We start from the raw sequence: 20,236 nt of genomic DNA, 5'->3' as shown, positions 1-20,236 counted from the left end.
CTGCCCGACCACGGACGGGTCCGGAGACGTCGTCACCGCAGTAGTCGTCGCCGCCTGCGTCACCGTCTGCGTGTCCGTACCACTGGAGCCGGTGAAGTTGCCGTCACCGCTGTAGGTCGCCGTGACGTTGTAAGTCCCGGCGGTCACCAGCCCATTGGTGCTGACACTCACCGTCCCGCCACTGAGCGTGCCGGTCAGGCTCACCGTCGTCACACCGTCGGTGGCGACGAACGTCACCGTGCCGGTCGGCGTCCCCGCACCTGGAGAGACCGGAGAGACCGTGGCGCTGAACGTCACCGTCTGCCCGACCACGGACGGGTCCGGAGACGTCGTCACCGCAGTAGTCGTCGCCGCCTGCGTCACCGTCTGCGTGTCCGTACCACTGGAGCCGGTGAAGTTCCCGTCACCGCTGTACGTCGCCGTGACGTTGTAAGTCCCGGCGGTCACCAGCCCATTGGTGCTGACACTCACCGTCCCGCCACTGAGCGTGCCGGTCAGGCTCACCGTCGTCACACCGTCGGTGGCGACGAACGTGACCGTCCCCGTGGGAGTGCCCGCACCCGGCGACACCGGCGTCACGGTGGCCGTGAACGTCACCGTCTGCCCGACCACGGACGGGTCCGGAGTCGAGGAGACCGACGTGGTCGTCGCGGCCGGCGTCACCGTCTGCGTGTCCGAGCCACTGGAGCCGGTGAAGTTCCCGTCACCGGCGTACGTCGCCGTGACGGTACTGGTGCCCACCGGGATGGCAGTCGTGCTGACACTGGCCGTACCGCCCGAAAGTGTCGCCGTCAGCGTCGGACCACCCGTCACCACGAACGTCACCGTGCCGGTCGGCGTACCCGCGCCCGGAGACACCGGGGCGACCGTGGCCGTCAACGTCACCGACTCACCGAACACCGACGGGTCGGGAGAAGTGGAGACCGTCGTGGTCGTCGCCGACAAGCCCACGGTCTGGGTGTCCGCGCCGACGGAACCGATGAAGTTGCCATCGCCGCCGTACGTCGCGGTGACGGTGTAAACCCCGGCCGTCACCAGGCCGTTGGTGCTGACACTGACCGTGCCGCCACTCAGCGTCCCGACCAGGCTCACCGTCGTCACACCGTTGGTCACGAGGAAGGTGACCGTACCGGTCGGCGTCCCCGCACCCGGCGACACCGGAGCGACCGTAGCCGTGAAGGTCACCGTCTGCCCGACCACGGACGGGTCCGGAGTCGAGGAGACCGACGTGGTCGTCAAGGCCGGGGCCACCGTCTGGGTGTCCGAGCCGACGGAACCGGTGAAGTTCGCGTCGCCGCCGTACGTCGCCGTAACGGAGTAAACCCCGGCCGTCACCAGCCCGTTGGTGCTGACGCTGACGGTGCCGCCACTCAGCGTCCCGGTCAGGCTCACCGTCGTCACACCGTTGGTGACGAGGAAGGTGACCGTACCGGTCGGCGTCCCCGCACCCGGGAGCACCGGGGCGACGGTCGCGGTGAAGGTCACCGTCTGCCCGACCACGGACGGATCCGGAGACGAGCTGACCACCGTGGTCGTCGAGGCCGGGGCCACCGTCTGGGTGTCCGAGCCGACGGAACCGATGAAGTTGCCATCGCCGCCGTACGTCGCGGTGACGGTGTAAACCCCGGCCGTCACCAGGCCGTTGGTGCTGACACTGACCGTGCCGCCACTCAGCGTCCCGGTCAGGCTCACCGTCGTCACACCGTTGGTCACGAGGAAGGTGACCGTACCGGTCGGCGTCCCCGCCCCCGGCGACACCGGCGCCACGGTCGCGGTGAAGGTCACCGTCTGCCCGACCACGGACGGATCCGGAGTCGAGGAGACCGACGTGGTCGTCAAGGCCGGGGCCACCGTCTGGGTGTCCGAGCCGCTGGAGCCGGTGAAGTTCCCGTCGCCGCCGTAGGTCGCGGTGACGGTGTGCGTACCGACGGGGATGGCGCTCGTGCTGACGCTCGCCGTACCGCCCGAAAGCGTCGCCGTCAGCGTCGGACCACCCGTCACCACGAACGTCACCGTGCCGGTCGGCGTACCCGCACCGGGAGAGACCGGCGCCACCGTGGCCGTCAACGTCACCGGCTGCCCGAAGACCGACGGGTCCGGAGACGTGCTCACCACAGTGGTCGTCGACGCCTGACCCACGGTCTGGGTGTCCGTGCCGACCGAACCCGTGAAGTTGCCGTCACCGCCGTAGGTCGCCGTGACGGAGTAACTTCCGGCCGTCACCAATCCGTTGGTGCTGACACTGACCGTGCCGCCGCTCAGCGTCCCGGTCAGGCTCACCGTCGTCACACCGTTGGTCACGAGGAAGGTGACCGTGCCGGTCGGGGTGCCCGCGCCCGGAGACACCGGGGCGACCGTGGCCGTGAAGGTCACCGTCTGCCCGACCACGGACGGGTCCGGGGACGAGGAGACCGAGGTGGTCGTCGCGGCCTGCGTCACCGTCTGGGTGTCCGAGCCGCTGGAGCCGGTGAAGTTGGCGTCACCGCTGTACGTCGCGGTGACAGTGTGCGTACCGACCGGGATGGCGCTCGTGCTGACGCTCGCCGTACCGCCCGAAAGCGTCGCCGTCAGCGTCGGACCACCCGTCACCACGAACGTCACCGTGCCGGTCGGCGTCCCCGCACCGGGAGACACCGGCGCCACCGTGGCCGTCAACGTCACCGGCTGCCCGAAGACCGACGGGTCCGGAGACGTGCTCACCACAGTGGTCGTCGACGCCTGACCCACGGTCTGGGTGTCCGTGCCGACCGAACCCGTGAAGTTGCCGTCACCGCCGTAGGTCGCCGTGACGGTGTGCACTCCGGCGGTGAGGGCGCTGGTGCTGACGGTCGCCGTACCGCCGGACAGGGTGCCGGTCAGCGTCGGACCGCCGCTGATGACGAAGGTGACCGTGCCGGTCGGGGTGCCCGCGCCCGGAGACACCGGGGTGACCGTGGCCGTGAAGGTCACCGACTGCCCGACCACGGACGGGTCCGGGGACGAGGAGACCGACGTGGTGGTCGCTGCCGGGGCGACCGTCTGGGTGTCGGTGTCGCTGGAGCCGGTGAAGTTGGCGTCACCGGCGTAGGTCGCGGTGACGGTGTAGACGCCCGCGGTCACCAGCCCGTTGGTGCTGACGGCCGCGACGCCGGCGCCGTCCAGGGTCCCGGTGAGGTTCACCGTGGTGACCCCGTTGGTGATGTTGAACGCGACGGTGCCGGTCGGGACACCGCCGCCGGGGGCCACCGGCCCGACAAAAGCGGTGAAGGTGACCGACTGGCCGGTCACGGAGGGGTCGGGGAAAGAGGTGACCGTGGTCGTCGTCGCCGACTGGTTCACGGTCTGGGTGTCGGTGCCGCTGGAACCGGTGAAGTTCGCGTCGCCGCCGTAGGTCGCGGTGACGGTGTGGCTGCCGGCGGTCAGGGAGCTGGTCGTGACGGTCGCCGTGCCGCCGGAGAGGGTCCCGGTCAGGGTGCCGCCCCCGCCGCCGCTGATGACGAAGGTGACGGTGCCGGTCGGCGTGCCCGCGCCCGGGGACACCGGCGCGACGGTGGCGGTGAACGTCACCGGCTGGCCGAAGGTGGAGGGGTCGGGGGACGAGGTGACCGTCGTGGTCGTCGCCGACTGGTTCACGGTCTGGGTGTCGGTGCCGCTGGAACCGGTGAAGTTGGCGTCGCCGCCGTAGGTTGCCGTGACGGTGTGGGTGCCGGCGCCGAGTGAGCTGGTCGTGACGGTCGCCGTACCGCCCACGAGCGTTCCCGTCAGGGTGCCGCCCCCGGTCCCGCTGATGACGAAGGTGACCGTGCCGGTCGGCGTGCCCGCGCCCGGGGACACCGGCGCGACCGTGGCGGTGAACGTCACCGGCTGGCCGAAGGTGGAGGGGTCGGGGGACGAGGTGACCGTCGTGGTCGTCGCCGACTGGCCCACGGTCTGGGAATCGGTGCCGGTGGAGCCGTTGAAGTTGCCGTCACCGCTGTAGGTGGCGGTGATCGCGTGTGAGCCGACGCTGAGGCTGCTGACGGTCACGCTCGCCGTACCGCCGACGAGCGGTGCCGTCAGCGTCGGGCCTCCGGCGATGACGAAGGTGACCGTGCCGGTCGGCGTGCCCGCACCGGGTGGGACCGGCGCGACCGTGGCCGTGATCGTCACCGGCTGCCCGGAGGTCGAGGGGTCGGGGGACGAGGTGACCGTCGTGGTCGTCGAGGCCTTGTTGACGAGTTGGGTGTCGGTGCCGGTGGAGCCGCTGTGGCTGCCGTCACCGCTGTAGGTGGCGGTGATCGTGTGGGAGCCGACGCTGAGGCTGCTGGTGGACACGCTCGCCGTACCGCCGACAAGCGGCGCGGTCAGCGTCGGACCACCGGAGACGACGAAGGTCACCGTGCCGGTCGGGGTGGGGCCGGGCACCGAGGTGACCGTGGCGGTGAGGGTGACCGACTGGCCGAACACCGAAGGGTCGGGCGAGGACGTGACCGTCGTGGTCGTCGGCGCCAGGCCCTGCACGGTCTGGGTGTCGGTCCCGGAGGACGCCGCGTAGTTGGCACTGCCGTTGTACGTGGCGGTGATGGGGTGGGTGCCGACGCTGAGGGTGCTGGTGGTGACGGTGGCGTTGCCGCCGACGAGGGGTGCCGTCACGGTGCCGCCCCCGCCGCCTCCGATGACGAAGGTGACCGTGCCGGTGGGGGTGCCTCCGCCCGGCGCGACCGGCGCGACATGGGCGGTGAGGGTGACCGGCTGGCCGAAGTTCGAGGGATCGGGGGACGAGGTGACCGTCGTGGTCGTGGACGCCTGCACCACGGTCAGCGAGGCCAGACCGCTGGACGGGGAGAAGTTGAAACTGCCGTTGTACTGCGCCGTGATGGTGTGGAAACCGACATTGACGTTGTTGACGGTAGCGGTCGCGGTGCCGCCGACCAGCGGCGCCGTCACGGTAGGCCCGCCGGAGACGAAGAAGGTGACGGTGCCGGTGGGTGTGCCCAGCCCGAGGGGGATAACAGTTGCGGTTAAGGTCACGGGCTGGCCGAACACCGCCGGATTCGGGGATGCGGACGCCAACGTGAAGGTCAATGCCATGGTTGCGGCCCTTCAATGGTTGTGTGGAGGGCAGCGGGCCGTGCGCCCCGTCCGAGCCCGAAGGGCCGCGGAGAGACGACAACTTCCTGTAAGAGGGTGGGGGCGGTGAGGGCAGCCGGCGGTGCCGGGCCTGCGGCGTACCGTGTCCCCCCTACAGGTGAGCAACCCACCGTCCGGTGGCACCAGTAGGCGCGCTCTTCACCCGTACGCGCCATAGTCGCCCCCGTGTTCCCTCCGGATGGCGCAGCGCTCGGCGGACCTGGGCCACGCGAGGCGCACTCCGCAGGCGTACGGATTGCGCGGACCGGCGCTGGGGGCACACACGGGGGCACACACGGGGGCAGATTCGGGGAAGATACGGGGGCACATACGGTCGGTACATTGCGTTGCCGGGGCCCGCCCGGGCCGTTGCCGGACCGTCGCCGGCCCAGTGGTCCCCTGGAGCCGGCCACGAGGGCCGGCCCACGGTGGGAAGGGTGACGCCATGACCGACAGCACTCCGGTGCCCTCGCCCGGCGCGATACGGGGCGATCTGACGCTGCGCCGTCCCCGGCCGTCGGACCATCCGCGCCTGCAGGAGGCGCTGGCCGACTGGTGGGGCGGGCTGGGCGGTGAAGCGGGCGCGCTGCAGCGGCAGTTGCTGGTACCGCGGCTGTTTCTGCAGCACTTCGCCGGCACCAGCTTTCTCGTCGAGCGCCCGGACCGGGCCCTGCACGCGTTCCTGATCGGCTTTCTGTCCCAGACGGATCCGCGGACCGCATACATCCACTTCGTGGGCGTGTGCCCGGACGGCAAACGGGACGGCGTCGGCAGGGCGCTCTACGAGCGGTTCTTCGCGCTGGCCGGGGAGGCCGGCCGCAGTCAGGTCCGCTGCATCACCAGCCCCAACAACCGCGACTCCCTCGCGTACCACGCCCGCATGGGCTTCCGTCTGGAGCCGGGCGACCGGGACGACGACGGGGTGCCGGTGCAGACGGATTACGACGGGCCGGGGCTGGACCGGGTGTCGTTCGTCCGGGAGTTGTAGCGGGGGGCCGTGGGGCTGCGGGGTTGCGGGGCTGTGGGGCCGCTCCCCGGCAGCGGGCGCCGGCGCGCGGTCGTCCCGCAGGGAGGCAGGAGGGGGCGCAGGCGCGCGGCCGTCCAGCAACAGGGCGCCAGGCGCATGCCCGCTCGTCCGTCACTCCCCCATCGGCAGCACCCTGATCAGGGCGTCCAGGACGCCCGTGAAGGAGTGGTCGGGCGGGGTGCCGTAGGCGACGACCAGGGCGTCGCGGGGCGGTGACGCAGCGGCCGGGTCATGGAAGCTGCTGAGGCCTTCCACGGCGAGGCCCTGCCAGCGGGCGGCCTGGACGATGGACTGCTCGGTACCGGGCGGGAGTTCCAGTACGGCGTGGAGCCCGGCGGCGATGCCTGAGATCCGCACCTGGGGTGCCCGCTCGGCCAGCGCCGCGACCAGTTGGTCGCGGCGCCGCCGGTAGCGCAGCCGCATCCCGCGCAGATGCCGGTCGTAGGCGCCCGAGGAGATGAACTCGGCGAGGGTGAGCTGCTCCAGCTGCCCGGACTGCCATTCGCCGGTGCGTTTGACGGCGAGCAGCGGATCGACGAGGCGGTCCGGCAGCACCATCCAGGCCAGCCGCAGTGCGGGGGCCAGACTCTTGCTCGCGGTGCCCAGGTAGACGACGTGGTCGGGGTCCAGCCCCTGGAGCGCGCCGACCGGCTGGCGGTCGTAGCGGAACTCCCCGTCGTAGTCGTCCTCCAGGATGTAACCACCGGTGGCGCGCGCCCAGTTGACGGCGGCGGCACGGCGGTCGGGGTGCAGCGGAACGCCGGTGGGGAACTGGTGGGCGGGGGTGAGGAGGGCGGCCCGCAGGTCGTCGAGGGCGGACAGATCCTCGGTACGGGCGCCGTGTTCATCGACGCCGAGGGGCACGGTGCGCAGACCGGCGCGTGCGATCACCTCGCGGTGGAAGCCGAGGCCGTACGACTCGGTGGCCAGCCGGCCGGCGCCCAGCGTGCGGCCGAGCAGGGCCAGCCCCTGCATGAAACCGGTACAGATCACGATGTGGTCGGGGTCGGTGCGGACGCCGCGGGCGCGGGCCAGGTAGTCGGCGAGGACGGCGCGCAGTTCGGGGCATCCGGACGAGGTGCCGTAGCCGAAGGCCTCGCTGGGCGCGGCGGTCAGCGCGCGGCGGGCGGCGGCGAGCCAGGCGGTGCGGGGGAAGGCCGCGACGTCGGGGGTGCCGGCGGTGAGGTCGAAGCGCGGCCGGCCGGCGCGGTGCGCGGGGCCGGGGGCGCGGCGGGCGGTGGGCGCGGTACGCGGCAGCGCCCTTGCGGCGACCCGGGTGCCGGAGCCCTGGCGGGCGCTGAGCCAGCCCTCCGCGACCAGCTCGGCGTAGGCGTCGGCGACGGTGTTACGGGCGATGCCGAGGTCGGCGGAGAGGGAGCGGGAGGACGGCAGCCGGGTGCCGGGGGCCAGCCGCCCGGACCGCACGGCTTCGCGCAGCGCGCGCAGCAGGGCGGCCCGCAGGCCGCCGGGACCGCCGAGGTCCAGATGCAGATCACGACCGAAAGTGGCCCAGGAATCCCCCATGGAAGTGGACCATACAGCTGTGCCATTGCCGCCGTAGCGTCACAGGCATGACGACGCCAACGACGCCAACCACGCCAACGGCACCGACGACACCGGCGCCCGGCGCCTCCGACACGACACCGACGGCCGGCGCCTCCGGCACCGCTCCGGCGCACGACCACGGGCCCCAGTTGCGCTGGGTGCAGCGTGCCCCCGAGGTCTACCGAGCCATGATCGCGCTGGACGCGGCGGCCAGGAAGGACGTCGACCCGGCCCTGGCCGAGCTGGTCAAGATCCGCGCCTCACAGCTCAACAAGTGCGCGTTCTGCCTCGATATGCACCTCACCGACGCCCGCAAGGCCGGCGAGCGCGAGGAGCGGCTGCACCTCCTCCTCGCCTGGGCGGAGGCGCCGGACCTCTACACCCCGAAGGAGCGGGCGGCGCTCGCGCTCACCGAGGCGATCACCGTCCTCACCGACGGCTTCGTCCCCGACGAGGTCTACGCGCAGGCGGCAGCCCACTTCGACGAGACCGAACTCGCCCACCTGATCGCCCTGATCACCACCATCAACGCGTGGAACCGGTTCGGTGTGAGCACCCGCACGACGCCGGGGAAGGCGTGACCGCGATGACCCAGCGCATGAAGTTCTGGAGCCAGATGTCCGCGTTCGGCCGGGCCCAGCTCCGGCTGACCACGGCCGCCAAGGAGGGGCTGGGGGATCCGGTACTGGCCGAACTGGTCGTGCTGCGCGCCTCACAGCTCAACCGGTGTGCGTTCTGCATCGACATGCACGTGAAGAACCTGCGGGAGTCGGGGGTCGACCCGCGGCGGATCGATCTGCTGCCCGCATGGGAGGAGTCCGGCGTCCTCTACACCGCGCGCGAGCGGGCCGCCCTCGCCCTCACCGAGGCGATCACCGTCCTCACCGACGGCTTCGTCCTCGACGAGGTCTACGCACAGGCGGCCGCCCACTTCGACGAGACCGAACTCGCCCACCTGATCGCGGTGATCGTCGCCATCAACAACTGGAACCGCGTCAACGTCACCGTCCGCCAGCCTCCGGGAGAAGAGCTATGAGCGCCACCACGCTGCGGGAGCTGCACCACGACCGGAAGCCGGGCGATCCGCTGGTCCTGCCCGGCCCGTGGGACGCCGCCAGCGCCCGGGTCTTCGCCGATGCGGGCTTCCCCGCGCTGGCCACCCCCAGCGCCGGCGTCGCCGCCAGCCTCGGCTACGAGGACGGGCAGACCCCGGCCGACGAGATGTTCGCGGCCATCACCCGGATCGTACGGGCGGTGGACGTCCCGGTCTCGGCGGACGTGGAGGCCGGATACGGCCTGTCCGCCCGGGAGTTGGTCGGCCGGCTCGCGGACGCCGGAGCGGTCGGCTGCAACCTGGAGGACACCGACCATGCCACCGGCACCCTCCGCGACCCGCAGGAACAGGCGGACTGGCTGGCGCAGGTACGGGCCGAGGCGGGCGACGCCCTGGTCATCAACGCCCGCATCGACACGTATCTACGGGGTGTCCCGGACGCGGACGAGACGATCCGTCGCGGCCGCCTGTACGCCGAGGCGGGCGCCGACTGCGTCTACCCCTTCGCCGCCCCACCCGCCCAACTGGCCCGCCTGGCCACCGCCATCGGCCTCCCCGTCAACGCCGTGGTCATGCCGGACGGCCCCGCCCCCCGCGAACTCGGCGCCCTCGGTGCCGCCCGGGTCACCTTCGGGCCGGGGCTCCAGTGGAGGGCGATGGCGGCGGTGCGGGAGATGGCTGAGGAGCTGCGGGCGGAAACGACGGGCCGCGCGCGGACGGACCGGACGTAAGACGTGGCCGGGCTTGGGCCGGGGGTCCGGCTACCGGCCCGCCCCGGCCCTTGGGTCCCGGTACGCGGAGTGCGGCGCCCCGGCCGACGCCCCGTGGCGGAACTCCGCGAGCTGTTCCGCCGTCGGGTACCACTTCTTGTCGCAACGGCAGCACCACCAGCGCCAGTTGTCCCAGTCGGTGTCGGTGGTGGCGGTGTCCTTCCACAGCCAGTCATGGCAGTCGGTGGTGGGGCACTTCGGCGGCAGCGGCATGGGGGGCCTTCCCTCGGCGACGGTTCCCCAGCGTGCTGCGCCCGTGGGGGCGCGGTGCCGCAACACGTGGCCGTCACCCGAACGAGCGAGGGCAGCGCGGCGGGCGGGGACGCCCCCAACGCGGCCGCGGGCGGCCGCACCCATGGTGCGACCGCCCGCGGCCCGATGCTCTCCCCGTACTACTTCTTGGGGAGCCACTTCTTCCAGACCTCCGGGTGCTTGTTCACCCATTGCTTGGCCGCCTCGTCGGCGGTCAGCCCCTTGGAGGCGATGTTCTCGGAGACCTCGTTCTGGTCGTCCTTCGTCCACTGGAAGTTCTTCAGGAAGGCCGCGGCGCTGCCGCCCTTCTTGGCGAACTCGGTGTTGAAGAACTTCTGGAGCGGGGTGGTCGGATAGGCGCAGTCGATGGACGTGGGGTCCTTAGTGCCCTTCTCCGCGCAGGCGTCGGTGTACTTGGGGAGCTTGACCTCCACCATCGGCACCTGGTTGAAGAGCCACTGCGGCTCGTACCAGTACGTCAGGAAGGGCTTCTTCTCCTTGGCGAACTGCTGGATCTGGGTGATCTGCGCCGCCTCGGAGCCCGCGAAGACGACCTCATAGTTGAGCTTGAGGTTCTTCACCAGCGCCTTGTCGTTGGTGACGTAGGACGGCGAACCGTCCATCAGCTGGCCCTTGCTGCCGCTCTCCGAGGTGCGGAGCTGATCGGCGAACTTGTTGAGGTTCTTCCAGTCGGTGACCTCGGGGTGCTTGTCGGCCCAGTACTTGGGGACGTACCAGCCGATGTGGCCGGTGACACCGTTGCCGCCGGCCGCCGTGATCGTCTTCTTGTCCTTGACGTACCGCTTTTCCTGGTCCGGGTGGCCCCAGTCCTCCAGGATCGCGTCGACCCGGCCCTGGCTGAGGGCGTCCCAGGCGGGGATCTCGTCCACCTGGACGGTGTCGACGTGGTAGCCCAGCTCGTGTTCGAGCAGGTACTTCGCCACCGCGACGTTGGACTGTGCGCCGACCCAGGTCTGTACGGACAGGGTGACCGACTTGGAGCCCTTGGCCGCGGCGAACGGCGAGGTCTGCTTGGTCATGTCGGCCTTGCCGCAGGCCGACAGGGAGAGGGAGAGGACCGCCGTGCCGGCCAGCGCGGCCGTCCCGATGATCATGGTGCGCTTACGGGACATGGTCAGGCTCCCTTCCCCGTCGTGCGGCGTTCCGTGGGTTGGGTGACCCGGTCGAGCATCAGGCCCAGGCACACGATCGCCACACCCGCGACCAGGCCGAGGCCCAGGTCGCCGGTGGCGAGGCCGGTGACGACGTCGTAGCCGAGGGCACCGCCGCCGACCAGACCGCCGATGATGACGACGGCGAGGACGAGGACCACGCCCTGGTTGACCGCCAGCAGCAGGGCGGGCCGGGCCAGCGGGAGCTGGACCTGGCGCAGCATCTGCCAGCGGGTGGCGCCCAGCGAACGGGCCGATTCCACGGCCGCCGGGTCGACCTGGCGCAGGCCCTGGGTGGTGATGCGGATGACGGCGGGCAGTGCGTAGACCACGGCCGCGGCGACGGCCGGGGCGCGGCCCACGGCGAACAGCGCGACCACCGGGATGAGGTAGACGAACTGCGGCATGGTCTGCATGACGTCCAGGACCGGACGCAGCACCGACTCCAGCCGCTTGCTGCCGGCCGCGAGGATGCCGATGCCGAAGCCCAGCACCAGGGTCACGACCAGGGCGGCGAGCACCTGGGAGAGGGTGTTCATGGACGGCTTCCACACGCCCAGCACACCGATCGCGGCCATCGCGAGGACGGCGGTCACGGCGGTGCGCCAGGTGCCGATGAGCCAGGCCAGCGCGGCGACGATGAGCAGCGTGCCGTACCAGGGCAGCGCGGTCAGGCCGTCCCGCAGCGGGTTGAGCACCCAGTTGGTGAAGTGCGCGGCCCAGTCGGCGGTGCCGCCGATGACGGGAACGCCGGAGTAGAGGTGGTCGACCATCCACTCCTTGAAGTGGTTGACCGGGTGGGCGATGTCCAGCGCCCAGGCGTCCGGCCAGACCAGCGAGCCGCTCATCCGGCCGAGACCGGCGAAGACGGCGGTGACCACGGCGACGCCTGCCCAGGGCAGCCAGCCGCGCAGCCACGCCGGGCCGGTGGCGGGGGCGTCCGCGCCGAGCCGTTCGCCGGCCGCCGCGGTGGTGCGGTCCATGACGATGGCCAGCAGCACGATCGGGATGGCGGCGGCGAGCGCGGCGCCGACGTCGACCGAGGCGAGTGCCTGGTAGACGCGGTCACCGAGACCGGCCGCGCCGATCATCGAGGCGATGACGACCATGGACAGCGCCATCATGATCGTTTGGTTGACGCCGAGCAGCAGCTCCTTGCGGGCCAGCGGGAGGCGGGCGGTCACCAGCCGCTGCCGGCCGGTGGCGCCGAGCGAGGAGACGGCTTCCAGGACGTTGGGGTCGGCGCCGCGCAGACCGAGCGCGGTCAGCCGGGCCATCGGCGGGGCCGCGTAGATGACGGTGGCCAGCAGCGCGGCGGGGACGCCGATGCCGAAGACCAGCACCACGGGCAGGAGGTAGGCGAAGGCGGGCAGCACCTGCATGGTGTCCAGCACCGGGCGCAGGATCCGGAACAGCCGCTCGGACAGGCCGGCGGCCAGGCCCAGCAGCGCGCCGACGACGACCGAGACGGCCACCGCCACGACCATCAGGGCGAGCGTCTGCATGGTCGGGACCCACATCCCCAGCAGGCCGCTGACCAGGAAGGAGATCAGCGCCGTTGCCGCGATGCGGAGACCGGCCACGCGCCAGGCGAGCAGCGTCATGCCGATCGTCACACCCGTCCAGCCGAGCGCGAGCAGCAGCAGGTAGACGGCGCGGACGGAGATCACCACGGCGTTGCTGAGGTGACCGAGGAAGTAGACGAACAGCCAGTGGCTGTCACGGTTGTTGATGATCCAGTCGCTGGTCTTGCCGAGCGGCCCGGAGACGTCGACGGTCAGCGCGTGCGGCCAGGCGGCGCCGTACTTGGCGGCCAGCAGCGGGACGAGGACGGCCGCGGCGACGGCGAGCAGCAGGAGCTTGGCGAGGCCACGGCGCTGCAGCAGGGCCTGGGCCGGACCCTTGGGGGTGTCGACGCCCAGGGTGCCGCGCGCGGAAACCGGGGGTGCGGATACGTTGCTCATGCCCGCCCCCGCTTCACGGTGCCGGCCGGGACGTTCAGGGCCGCGCAGCGCTGGGCCTCGCGCCAGTGGCGCAGCAGGGTGGCGCGCAGCCGGGCCCGCGGGGTGGCCGCGGGAGCTCTGGAGCCGACGGCGCGCAGGGCGCCGCCGCGGGTGGTGGCGGCGTACATCAGGCTGCCACCTCACCGTGCTGCGGACCGTCGACCCGCGCGACCACGTTCAGCAGACAGGCGTGGTCGACGATGCCCACGCAGCGGCCGTCGTCGACGATGCGGACCGCGCCGCCGGAGCGGGCGACCGCCTCGATGGCGTCGGAGATCAGGGTGTCGGGGCCCAGCGCGGGGCCCTGGTCGGCCTCGCCGTCCTCGACGGGGCGCATCGCGCGGCGCACGGTGAGGACCTGCTCGCGCGGGACGTCCCGGACGAAGTCGCGGACGTAGTCGTCGGCCGGGGAGCCGACGATCTCCTCGGGGGTGCCGAGCTGGACGATCTGCCCGTCGCGCATCAGGGCGATCCGGTCACCGACCCGCAGCGCCTCGGCGAGGTCGTGGGTGATGAAGACCATGGTCCGGCCCTCCTCGCGGTGCAGGCGGACGACCTCTTCCTGCATGTCGCGGCGGATGAGCGGGTCGAGCGCGCTGAACGGCTCGTCGAAGAGCAGCACCTCGGGGTCGACGGCGAGCGCGCGGGCCAGGCCGACGCGCTGCTGCTGACCGCCGGAGAGCTGGCCGGGGCGGCGCTTCTCCAGTCCGGCCAGGCCGACCTTGTCGACGATCTCGCCGGCCTTCTTGCGGCGCTCCGTCTTGCCGACGCCCTGGATCTCCAGGCCGTAGCCGACGTTGTCGACGACGCTGCGGTGCGGCAGCAGGCCGAAGTGCTGGAAGACCATGGCGGCCCGGCGGCGGCGCAGCTCGCGCAGCGCGGTGCGGTCCATGGCGCGGACGTCCTCGCCGTCCATCTCCAGCTCGCCGCTGGTCGGCTCGATCAGCCGGGTCAGGCACCGGACGAGGGTGGACTTGCCGGAGCCGGAGAGCCCCATGACGACGAAGACCTCGCCCTTGTGGACGTCGAAGGAGACGTCCCGGACGGCGGCCACACAGCCGGTCTTCTCGCGCAGCTCCTGGGCGCTCAGGTCGGTGACCGAGGAGTCCTCGGGGATGCGGTCGGCCTTGGGGCCGAAGACCTTCCAGAGGTGACGGACGGAGAAGACGACCTCACGGCCGTCGGACTCCGGAGCGGCGGAACCGTCCTTGGGCGTGCGGGCGTTGGGTATCTCGGATGCGCCGGCGGAGGTGGTAGCCATCACGCATCACCTCCTTGGGTCGGAGCCTTATGGAGCAGGTCGGCGCACTTCTCCCCCACCATGAGCACGCCCAGCATCGGGTTGACGGCCGGCATCGTCGGGAAGACGGAGGCGTCGGCGATACGGATGCCGGACAGCCCTCGGATCTTCAACTCAGGGTCGACAACGGCGAGTTGGTCATCGGCGGCGCCCATCTTGCAGGTGCCGGCCGGGTGGTAGACGGTGTGGGCCGCCTTGCGCACCAGCTCGCTGATCTCCGCGTCGTCGGTGACGTCGGGGCCGGGGAAGACCTCCCGCTTGAGCCACTTGGCGAACGGCTCGGCCTGCGCGATCTTGCGGGCCAGCTTGATGCCGTCGACAAGGGTGTCGCCGTCGTAGTCGACCCCGTTCTCGTCCTGCTCGAAGTACCGGAAGTCGAGCGCGGGCTTGACCTCGGGGTCGGCGGAGGTGAGGTAGAGACGGCCGCGGGAGCGGGACTTGGGGATGTTGGGGGTCATCGAGACCCCGTGCTCGGGGCGCTCGTAGCCCAGCCGCTCGGGGTTGTCGGTGAACGGGATCTGGTAGAAGTGGAACATCAGGTCGGGGCCCTTGTGCTCCGGGTCCCGCTTGACGAACAGGCCCGCGTCGGAGTCCATCGCGGAGTTGTCCGGGATCGGCCCGTCGGTCTCCCAGACGATCACCGACTCCGGGTGGTCGAGCAGGTTCTCCCCGACGCCCGGCAGGTCGAGCACGCAGTCGATGCCCAGCGCCTCCAGGTCCTTCTTCGGACCGATGCCGGAGTGCATCAGCAGCCGCGGGGTGTCGACGGCGCCGGCGCAGACCAGCACCTCGCGCGCGGCCTCGACGTAGACCTCTTCGCCGTCCTTGGTGCGGACGTGGACGCCCTTGGCGGCGGTGCCGTCCAGCTCCAGCTTGTGCGCCCAGGTCTCCAGCATCAGCGTGAGGTTCGGGCGGTCGCCGGCCTCCATGTGCGGGTGAAGGTAGGCGACGGACGCGGAGGAGCGCTTGTTGTTCTCCGGGTGGTAGGAGAGGTCGAAGAAGCCGACGCCCTCCTCGAAGGGCTTGTCGTTGAAGCCGACGACCTCGGGGACGCCGAGCGCGGTCTTCGTCGCCTCGATCCAGTCCGTGGCGATCTGGTTCTGGTCCTTCTTCGCCACCCGCACGATGTTGTTGCGCAGCTTGCCGAAGTACGGGTCCATCTCCTTGGCGCCCCAGCCGGCCGCGCCCGCCGCCGCCCACTCGTCCCAGTCGGACGGCAGCGGCTTGAAGGAGATCAGGGTGTTGTGGGAGGAGCAGCCGCCGAGGACCTTGGCGCGGCTGTGCAGGATGTGCGAGTTGCCGCGGGGCTGCTCGGTGGTCGTGTACTCGTAGTCCAGCTCGCCACCGAGCAGCCCGAGCCAGCGGCGCAGCGTCAGTACCTCGTCGCGGTCGAGGTCGGAGGGGCCGCCCTCGATGACGGCGACGGTGACGCCGGGATCCTCGGTGAGGCGGGAGGCGATGACGGAACCGGCGGTACCACCGCCGACCACGACATAGTCATACACAGGCATGGGGTGCTCCTTCTTGCAAAGTGCGTGGTGCGGGTGTTGCCAGGTGATTCCCGGGGGTCAGCCCGCGAACCAGCGCACCGGCTCCGGCCGGAGGTTTTCGTAAATGTGCTTGCTCTCGCGGTACTCGTCCAGACCCGTGGGACCAAGTTCCCGTCCGATTCCGGACTTGCCGAAGCCGCCCCACTCCGCCTGCGGGAGGTAGGGGTGGTAATCGTTGATCCAGACCGTGCCGTGCCGCAGCCGGGCGGCGACCCGGCGGGCGCGCGCGGTGTCGCCCGAGAAGACCGCACCGGCCAGGCCGTACTCGGTGTCGTTGGCGAGCGCGACGGCCTCGTCCTCGGTGCCGAAGGTCTCCACCGTCAGGATCGGGCCGAAGGTCTCCTCACGGACGACCTTCATCTCGCGGTGGCAGCCGTCGAGCACGGTCGGCGCGTAGAAGTAGCCGGTGGCCGGGCGGACGGCGGACGGCTCGGGGCGGGCGCCGCCGCAGCGCAGCTGGGCACCCTCGGCCAGCGCGGAGGCGACGTAGGCCTCGACCTTGTCGAGCTGCTGCTGGGAGACCAGCGGGCCGCACTCGACGCCGTCCTCGGTGCCCCGGCCGAGCTTGATCTTCTCGGCGCGGCGGGCGAGTTCGGCGACGAAGCGGTCGCGCACCGACTCCTCGATGATCAGCCGGGCGCCGGCCGAGCAGACCTGCCCGCTGTGGATGAAGGCCGCGTTCAGCGCCTGGTCGACGGCGGTGTCGAAGCCCTCGTCGGTGGCGCAGGCGTCCGCGAACACCACATTCGGGTTCTTGCCGCCCAGCTCCAGCGCGATCTTCTTGGCGCCGGAGACCGCCGCCGCGCCCGCCTTCGTCCCGCTGACCAGGCCACCGGTGAAGGAGAACAGGTCGACGTCGGGGTGCTCGGCCAGCCGCTGGCCGACCGGCAGGCCCGCGCCGGTGACGATGTTGGCGACCCCGGCCGGCAGCCCGGCCTCGACCAGCAGCTTGATCAGGTGCACCGTCGACAGCGGGGTGACCTCGCTGGGCTTGATCACAAAAGTGTTGCCGGCCGCGAGGGCCGGCGCGATCTTCCAGCTGGCCTGGAGCAGCGGGTAGTTCCAGGGCGTGATGAGGGCACAGACCCCGACCGGCTCGTGCACGACCACGCTGTGGACATCGGGCGAACCGGCGTCGACGACCCGGCCGCCGCTCTCGTTCATCACCACGTCGGCGAAGTACCGGAAGGCGTTGGTGACGTCGTCGACGTCGACCCGGCCCTCCTCCAGCGTCTTGCCGGTGTCGCGGCTCTCGATGAGGGCGATCACCTCACGGTCGCGCTGGAGCAGATCGGCGACCCGGCGCAGCAGCCCGGAGCGCTCGGCGACCGCGGTACGGGGCCAGTCACCCTCGTCGAAGGCCCGGCGGGCGGCAGCCACGGCCGCGTCGGTGTCCTGGGCACCGCCCTCGGACACCAGCTGGAGCGTCGTCGCGTCGGCGGGGTCGAGGACCTCCCGCGTCTCGCCGGATGCGGCGGGGAGCCACACCCCGTCTACGTGAATGGTCGCGATTGACGACACGTCGTTACTGCCTTCCGGTTACCGATTGTTCCCACTGGTGCAACCACTGGCGTCACCAGCAACGAGGACCCCTCCCCGGAAGCCCCGGACCTATGCCCAAACGTTCATGGAAAGTGAGCCGACTCACTCAACGTGCAGGGTAATGTCCTGGAACCTAACCTGAATAGCCGTATGTCCATGGCGATGTCCAGGACTCTTCGTCCCCCTGGGGACCGGAGGTGGTCAGATGACCAGCAGACGGCGCACAGCCACCGCCCCCGCCGCTCTGACCTGCGGTGCAGCCCTCCTCGTGGGGCTCACCGGTACGGGTTTTGCCGCGGCGGCCGGCGACTCCGACGGCGGCGAGGGGGACCTCGCGCACAAGTCGGCCCAGCAGATCTCCGACGAGGCACTCCACCAGCTGGTCGGCGCGCAGTCCATGCGGCTGCGCACCCGCACCAGCGCCGACCCCACGCAACTCGACCTCACCCTCGACCGCGCCGGCAACTGCACCGGCGCCGTCAGCAAGGGCTCGCTCGGCCGCGTCGAGCTCGTCAAACGCGGGAACCAGATCTGGATGAAACCGGACGCGGCCTTCTGGAAGAGCCAGCTGCCCGGCAGCAAGGGCGCCGAGGCCGCCGCGAAGTACAAGGACACCTACCTGCACGGCACCACCCGGGACGCGTTCCTGCGGGGCCTGTCCGAGGCCTGCGACCTCAAGGCGTTCCAGAAGTCGGCCGCGGGCCCCGACGAGGAGCAGCCCCCGCCCGGCGCCCCGTCACCCTCCGTGACCCCCACACTCACCAAGGGCCGGCCGACCACCCACGAAGGCGCCCGCGTGCTGCCCGTCGTCAAGAAGGCCGACGGCGCGATCCAGACCCTCTACGTGGCCATCGAGGGCAAGCACTACCCCCTCAAGCTCACCGCCGAGGCCGACCACGAAAGCGCCACGATCCTCATGAGCAACTACGGCACCCCGGTCTCCACCACGACACCGGCTCCGGGCCGCACGGCGGACATCTCGGCCCTGGAAGAGTTGATGCAGGGGTCCCAGAGCTCCCAGAGCGCATGACCCTTGCGTGCGGTACGTGACTGTTCGTACATACGTATCGTTGAACCGTGCGGCTGCCCGTACCACGCGGCAGCGGGGAGGAGCGGCACGATGACCATCAGCCTTGAGCGGACCGAAACGATCGAGACCGACGGGACCGAGATGGCAGAGCCCGATGAGCTGAGCTTGGACGAGCTGTTCAAGCGGCTGGAGCGGATGCCCGTCCCCGAGGGCTACAAGCTGGAGATCGTCGGGGGGACCGTATTCATGGCACCGCAGCGTGACGTCCATTGGCAGACCATCCGCAGGATCGTGCGGGCGCTGGAGGACCGATTCGGGCTGGACACCCCGGTCACGTCGGACGTGCGGATCGATTTCCCCGGCGAGTTGAACGGCTTCGCCCCGGACGTTGCCAAGTTGGTCGACGGCGCCGAGAAGAACGAGCTGGGCCGCTGGCGCTACCAGGACGTCGAGTTCGTCGCCGAAGTCATCTCAAAAGGCACCGCGGCAAATGATTACGGCCCGAAGAAGCGGGTCTACGCCGCGGCCGGAATCCCGGTGTACGTGATCGCAGACCCCTACCTCGGCCGTTGTCGCGTCTTCACCCATCCGCAGGACGATGACTACAAGAGCGACCTCACCCTCAAGTACGGGGAGCCGATCGATTTGACCCACGCGTTCCCCGGTTTCTCCGTCCGCACCGAAGAGTTCCCCACGGACTGACCATGCCTCGCCCCTCCCGGAGCCGCCCGGCCACGCCGGCGCCCGGCCGGCCCGTCACCCGCGCTGCCGAACCAAAGGGGCCACGGCCGGCGGCCCGGAAGACAATGCAGGCATGGCTGACACAGCGGCGAAAGCAGTGCTCGAAGGCGGCCCCGAGGAGCTTCCCGAGCGGATCGTGCCGATCGATCCTCCCGGGACCGAGCTGAAGATCCCGTTCCGTAACGGTTACGAGCACTTCCGGGCCACCGGCCGGCAGCAGGACACCACCGAAGGGGCGCTGCCCGTCTACGAGTGGTGGGAGCGCACGGAGCTGCCCGGCTAGCAGGGTTCCGCACGCCGTGCGGACCGCTCAGGCATGCGGAACGAACGTCCGCAGCGCGATCTGCTGGGTCCCCTCCTGCTGTGGCCACTCGTCCTCGGGGCCCAGGACGAGTACGGCGAACTGGCGGCCGTCGGTGGCAGTGAAGGCACAGTCGACGACCTTGACCCGCACCCCGAGACGCTTGCTGTCATAGGCGTAGACCAGTTGGTTGGCGTCTATGCCCGGCCCCGGGAAGCCCAGCGGCTCCAGGCTTATCTCCTCGTATCCGGGATTGCCGGACAGCCCCTGTGACGCCTGCTGGAGCGCCTCGCGCGGGGTGATCTCGGGATCGGTGATCTCGAAGATCTGCACCAGTCCGCGGTCGTCCGGGGCGGTGTAGAACACCCCGGTCTTGCGCTCGCTGCGCGTCCAGGTGCCGGGCACCGCGAGGGTGAAGCCCTTCTTGTCGTGGACGAGGCGGTAGCCGTCGGGCAGGTCGGTGAGGGTGGGGGCGGGCGCGACGCCGTCCGAGGCGTCGGTGTGCGACGCGGTGGCCGTGCCGCCCGTGGCGGACGCCTTGGCCCGGGCCGACGGGTGGGCGTCGACCGGATCCCCGCCGTGGCCCCAGAGCAGATAGCCGCCGCCGAGGGCCACCGCGATCAGGGCCACCGCTGCCCCGGCGACCAGTCCCGTGCGGCGCCGGGCACCGGGTACGTAGTCGGCGCCGGACGCAGTGGTGAGGTACGGGTCGGGGGCGTACGGGTCAGGGGCGTACGGGTGGGCGTGGGCGGCGGGATCCGGTAAGGCGCTGGGGTGCGGGTAGGGGTACGAGGTGCGTGGGCCGGGGTCGACGGGAGGCGCGGTGTCTGCCGCCCCCTCGGCCCCGCCGCCGGCCGCGGC

Annotated in this window: 17 protein-coding genes; 7 read left to right on the top strand and 10 right to left on the bottom strand. The window is 71.1% G+C overall.

All coding sequences use genetic code 11. The annotated features are described in order from the left end of the window. Positions 1–5,049: beta strand repeat-containing protein (locus EST54_RS35695; protein WP_275543280.1), on the bottom strand; the 5,049-nt coding region annotated here is incomplete at its 3' end. A 484-nt stretch (positions 5,050–5,533) separates the two neighbouring features. On the opposite strand from EST54_RS35695, the gene EST54_RS28235 reads away from it, so the two are divergent. Further along, positions 5,534–6,076 carry a GNAT family N-acetyltransferase gene (locus EST54_RS28235; protein ID WP_129250549.1) on the top strand — a complete coding sequence of 181 codons (543 nt, stop codon included), beginning with the start codon at positions 5,534–5,536 and terminating at the stop codon, positions 6,074–6,076. A 150-nt stretch (positions 6,077–6,226) separates the two neighbouring features. On the opposite strand, the gene pdxR is transcribed toward EST54_RS28235, so the two are convergent. Further along, a complete protein-coding gene (gene pdxR, locus EST54_RS28230; RefSeq protein WP_129250548.1) occupies positions 6,227–7,639 on the bottom strand; it encodes a MocR-like pyridoxine biosynthesis transcription factor PdxR in 1,413 nt (470 codons plus the stop codon). A 47-nt stretch (positions 7,640–7,686) separates the two neighbouring features. On the opposite strand from pdxR, the gene EST54_RS28225 reads away from it, so the two are divergent. From EST54_RS28225 to EST54_RS28215, 3 genes are read left to right on the top strand one after another with little or no spacing between them, the layout of a single operon-like run. Then, the gene (locus EST54_RS28225; RefSeq protein WP_129250547.1) at positions 7,687–8,241 is read left to right on the top strand and encodes a carboxymuconolactone decarboxylase family protein; all 555 of its coding nucleotides are present in this window, start codon (positions 7,687–7,689) and stop codon (positions 8,239–8,241) included. A 5-nt stretch (positions 8,242–8,246) separates the two neighbouring features. Then, positions 8,247–8,696 carry a carboxymuconolactone decarboxylase family protein gene (locus EST54_RS28220; protein ID WP_129250546.1) on the top strand — a complete coding sequence of 150 codons (450 nt, stop codon included), beginning with the start codon at positions 8,247–8,249 and terminating at the stop codon, positions 8,694–8,696. After that, entirely contained in the window at positions 8,693–9,445 is a 753-nt protein-coding gene (locus EST54_RS28215; protein ID WP_129250545.1) for an isocitrate lyase/PEP mutase family protein, read from the top strand. The genes EST54_RS28220 and EST54_RS28215 overlap by 4 nt, the downstream gene beginning before the upstream one ends. A 30-nt stretch (positions 9,446–9,475) precedes the next feature. Here EST54_RS28215 and EST54_RS28210 read toward each other — a convergent pair whose 3' ends face one another. The 7 genes from EST54_RS28210 to EST54_RS28185 form a co-directional block, all read right to left on the bottom strand. Beyond that, the gene (locus EST54_RS28210; protein WP_006603704.1) at positions 9,476–9,697 is read right to left on the bottom strand and encodes a hypothetical protein; all 222 of its coding nucleotides are present in this window, start codon (positions 9,695–9,697) and stop codon (positions 9,476–9,478) included. Positions 9,698–9,876: 179 nt separating this feature from the next. Beyond that, complete coding sequence (locus tag EST54_RS28205) at positions 9,877–10,869, bottom strand: ABC transporter substrate-binding protein (RefSeq protein ID WP_129250544.1); 993 nt, start codon at positions 10,867–10,869, stop codon at positions 9,877–9,879. 2 nt (positions 10,870–10,871) lie between these two features. Continuing rightward, positions 10,872–12,872: an ABC transporter permease gene (locus EST54_RS28200; protein WP_129250543.1), complete on the bottom strand. Its 2,001-nt coding sequence runs from the start codon at positions 12,870–12,872 to the stop codon at positions 10,872–10,874. Beyond that, the gene (locus EST54_RS34795; protein ID WP_167511620.1) at positions 12,869–13,039 is read right to left on the bottom strand and encodes a hypothetical protein; all 171 of its coding nucleotides are present in this window, start codon (positions 13,037–13,039) and stop codon (positions 12,869–12,871) included. The genes EST54_RS28200 and EST54_RS34795 overlap by 4 nt, the downstream gene beginning before the upstream one ends. Then, positions 13,039–14,172: a quaternary amine ABC transporter ATP-binding protein gene (locus EST54_RS28195; protein ID WP_129250542.1), complete on the bottom strand. Its 1,134-nt coding sequence runs from the start codon at positions 14,170–14,172 to the stop codon at positions 13,039–13,041. The genes EST54_RS34795 and EST54_RS28195 overlap by 1 nt, the downstream gene beginning before the upstream one ends. Next, positions 14,172–15,722, bottom strand: coding sequence for a GMC family oxidoreductase (locus EST54_RS28190; RefSeq protein WP_129250541.1), 1,551 nt, complete (start codon positions 15,720–15,722; stop codon positions 14,172–14,174). The genes EST54_RS28195 and EST54_RS28190 overlap by 1 nt, the downstream gene beginning before the upstream one ends. A 57-nt stretch (positions 15,723–15,779) precedes the next feature. Continuing rightward, positions 15,780–17,282: an aldehyde dehydrogenase family protein gene (locus tag EST54_RS28185; protein ID WP_129250540.1), complete on the bottom strand. Its 1,503-nt coding sequence runs from the start codon at positions 17,280–17,282 to the stop codon at positions 15,780–15,782. 226 nt (positions 17,283–17,508) lie between these two features. On the opposite strand from EST54_RS28185, the gene EST54_RS28180 reads away from it, so the two are divergent. From EST54_RS28180 to EST54_RS28170, 3 genes are all read left to right on the top strand, one after another. Beyond that, positions 17,509–18,333, top strand: coding sequence for a hypothetical protein (locus EST54_RS28180; RefSeq protein WP_129250539.1), 825 nt, complete (start codon positions 17,509–17,511; stop codon positions 18,331–18,333). A 90-nt stretch (positions 18,334–18,423) separates the two neighbouring features. After that, the gene (locus EST54_RS28175; protein ID WP_129250538.1) at positions 18,424–19,035 is read left to right on the top strand and encodes a Uma2 family endonuclease; all 612 of its coding nucleotides are present in this window, start codon (positions 18,424–18,426) and stop codon (positions 19,033–19,035) included. 112 nt (positions 19,036–19,147) lie between these two features. Next, positions 19,148–19,357: a DUF5988 family protein gene (locus tag EST54_RS28170; RefSeq protein ID WP_040898588.1), complete on the top strand. Its 210-nt coding sequence runs from the start codon at positions 19,148–19,150 to the stop codon at positions 19,355–19,357. A gap of 27 nt (positions 19,358–19,384) precedes the next feature. Here EST54_RS28170 and EST54_RS34300 read toward each other — a convergent pair. Continuing rightward, positions 19,385–20,236, bottom strand: an 852-nt coding sequence (locus EST54_RS34300; protein WP_244942633.1) for a hypothetical protein, incomplete at its 5' end; no start/stop codon positions are given.

The sequence above is a fragment of the Streptomyces sioyaensis genome (genome assembly GCF_004122735.1).
Classification (GTDB): Bacteria; Actinomycetota; Actinomycetes; order Streptomycetales; family Streptomycetaceae; genus Streptomyces; species Streptomyces sioyaensis.
This window is presented reverse-complemented; position numbering and strand designations above follow the sequence as displayed.

Excerpts from the sequence above, each read along its gene's own strand:
- EST54_RS28215 (WP_129250545.1), top strand. The coding sequence starts at position 8,693 with ATGAGCGCCACCACGCTGCGGGAGCTGCACCACGACCGGAAGCCGGGC.
- EST54_RS28235 (WP_129250549.1), top strand. The coding sequence starts at position 5,534 with ATGACCGACAGCACTCCGGTGCCCTCGCCCGGCGCGATACGGGGCGAT.
- EST54_RS28200 (WP_129250543.1), bottom strand. The coding sequence starts at position 12,872 with ATGAGCAACGTATCCGCACCCCCGGTTTCCGCGCGCGGCACCCTGGGC.
- EST54_RS28180 (WP_129250539.1), top strand. The coding sequence starts at position 17,509 with ATGACCAGCAGACGGCGCACAGCCACCGCCCCCGCCGCTCTGACCTGC.
- EST54_RS34795 (WP_167511620.1), bottom strand. The coding sequence starts at position 13,039 with ATGTACGCCGCCACCACCCGCGGCGGCGCCCTGCGCGCCGTCGGCTCC.
- EST54_RS28225 (WP_129250547.1), top strand. The coding sequence starts at position 7,687 with ATGACGACGCCAACGACGCCAACCACGCCAACGGCACCGACGACACCG.
- EST54_RS28170 (WP_040898588.1), top strand. The coding sequence starts at position 19,148 with ATGGCTGACACAGCGGCGAAAGCAGTGCTCGAAGGCGGCCCCGAGGAG.
- EST54_RS28205 (WP_129250544.1), bottom strand. The coding sequence starts at position 10,869 with ATGTCCCGTAAGCGCACCATGATCATCGGGACGGCCGCGCTGGCCGGC.
- EST54_RS28195 (WP_129250542.1), bottom strand. The coding sequence starts at position 14,172 with ATGGCTACCACCTCCGCCGGCGCATCCGAGATACCCAACGCCCGCACG.
- EST54_RS28210 (WP_006603704.1), bottom strand. The coding sequence starts at position 9,697 with ATGCCGCTGCCGCCGAAGTGCCCCACCACCGACTGCCATGACTGGCTG.
- pdxR (WP_129250548.1), bottom strand. The coding sequence starts at position 7,639 with ATGGGGGATTCCTGGGCCACTTTCGGTCGTGATCTGCATCTGGACCTC.
- EST54_RS28220 (WP_129250546.1), top strand. The coding sequence starts at position 8,247 with ATGACCCAGCGCATGAAGTTCTGGAGCCAGATGTCCGCGTTCGGCCGG.
- EST54_RS28175 (WP_129250538.1), top strand. The coding sequence starts at position 18,424 with ATGACCATCAGCCTTGAGCGGACCGAAACGATCGAGACCGACGGGACC.
- EST54_RS28190 (WP_129250541.1), bottom strand. The coding sequence starts at position 15,722 with ATGCCTGTGTATGACTATGTCGTGGTCGGCGGTGGTACCGCCGGTTCC.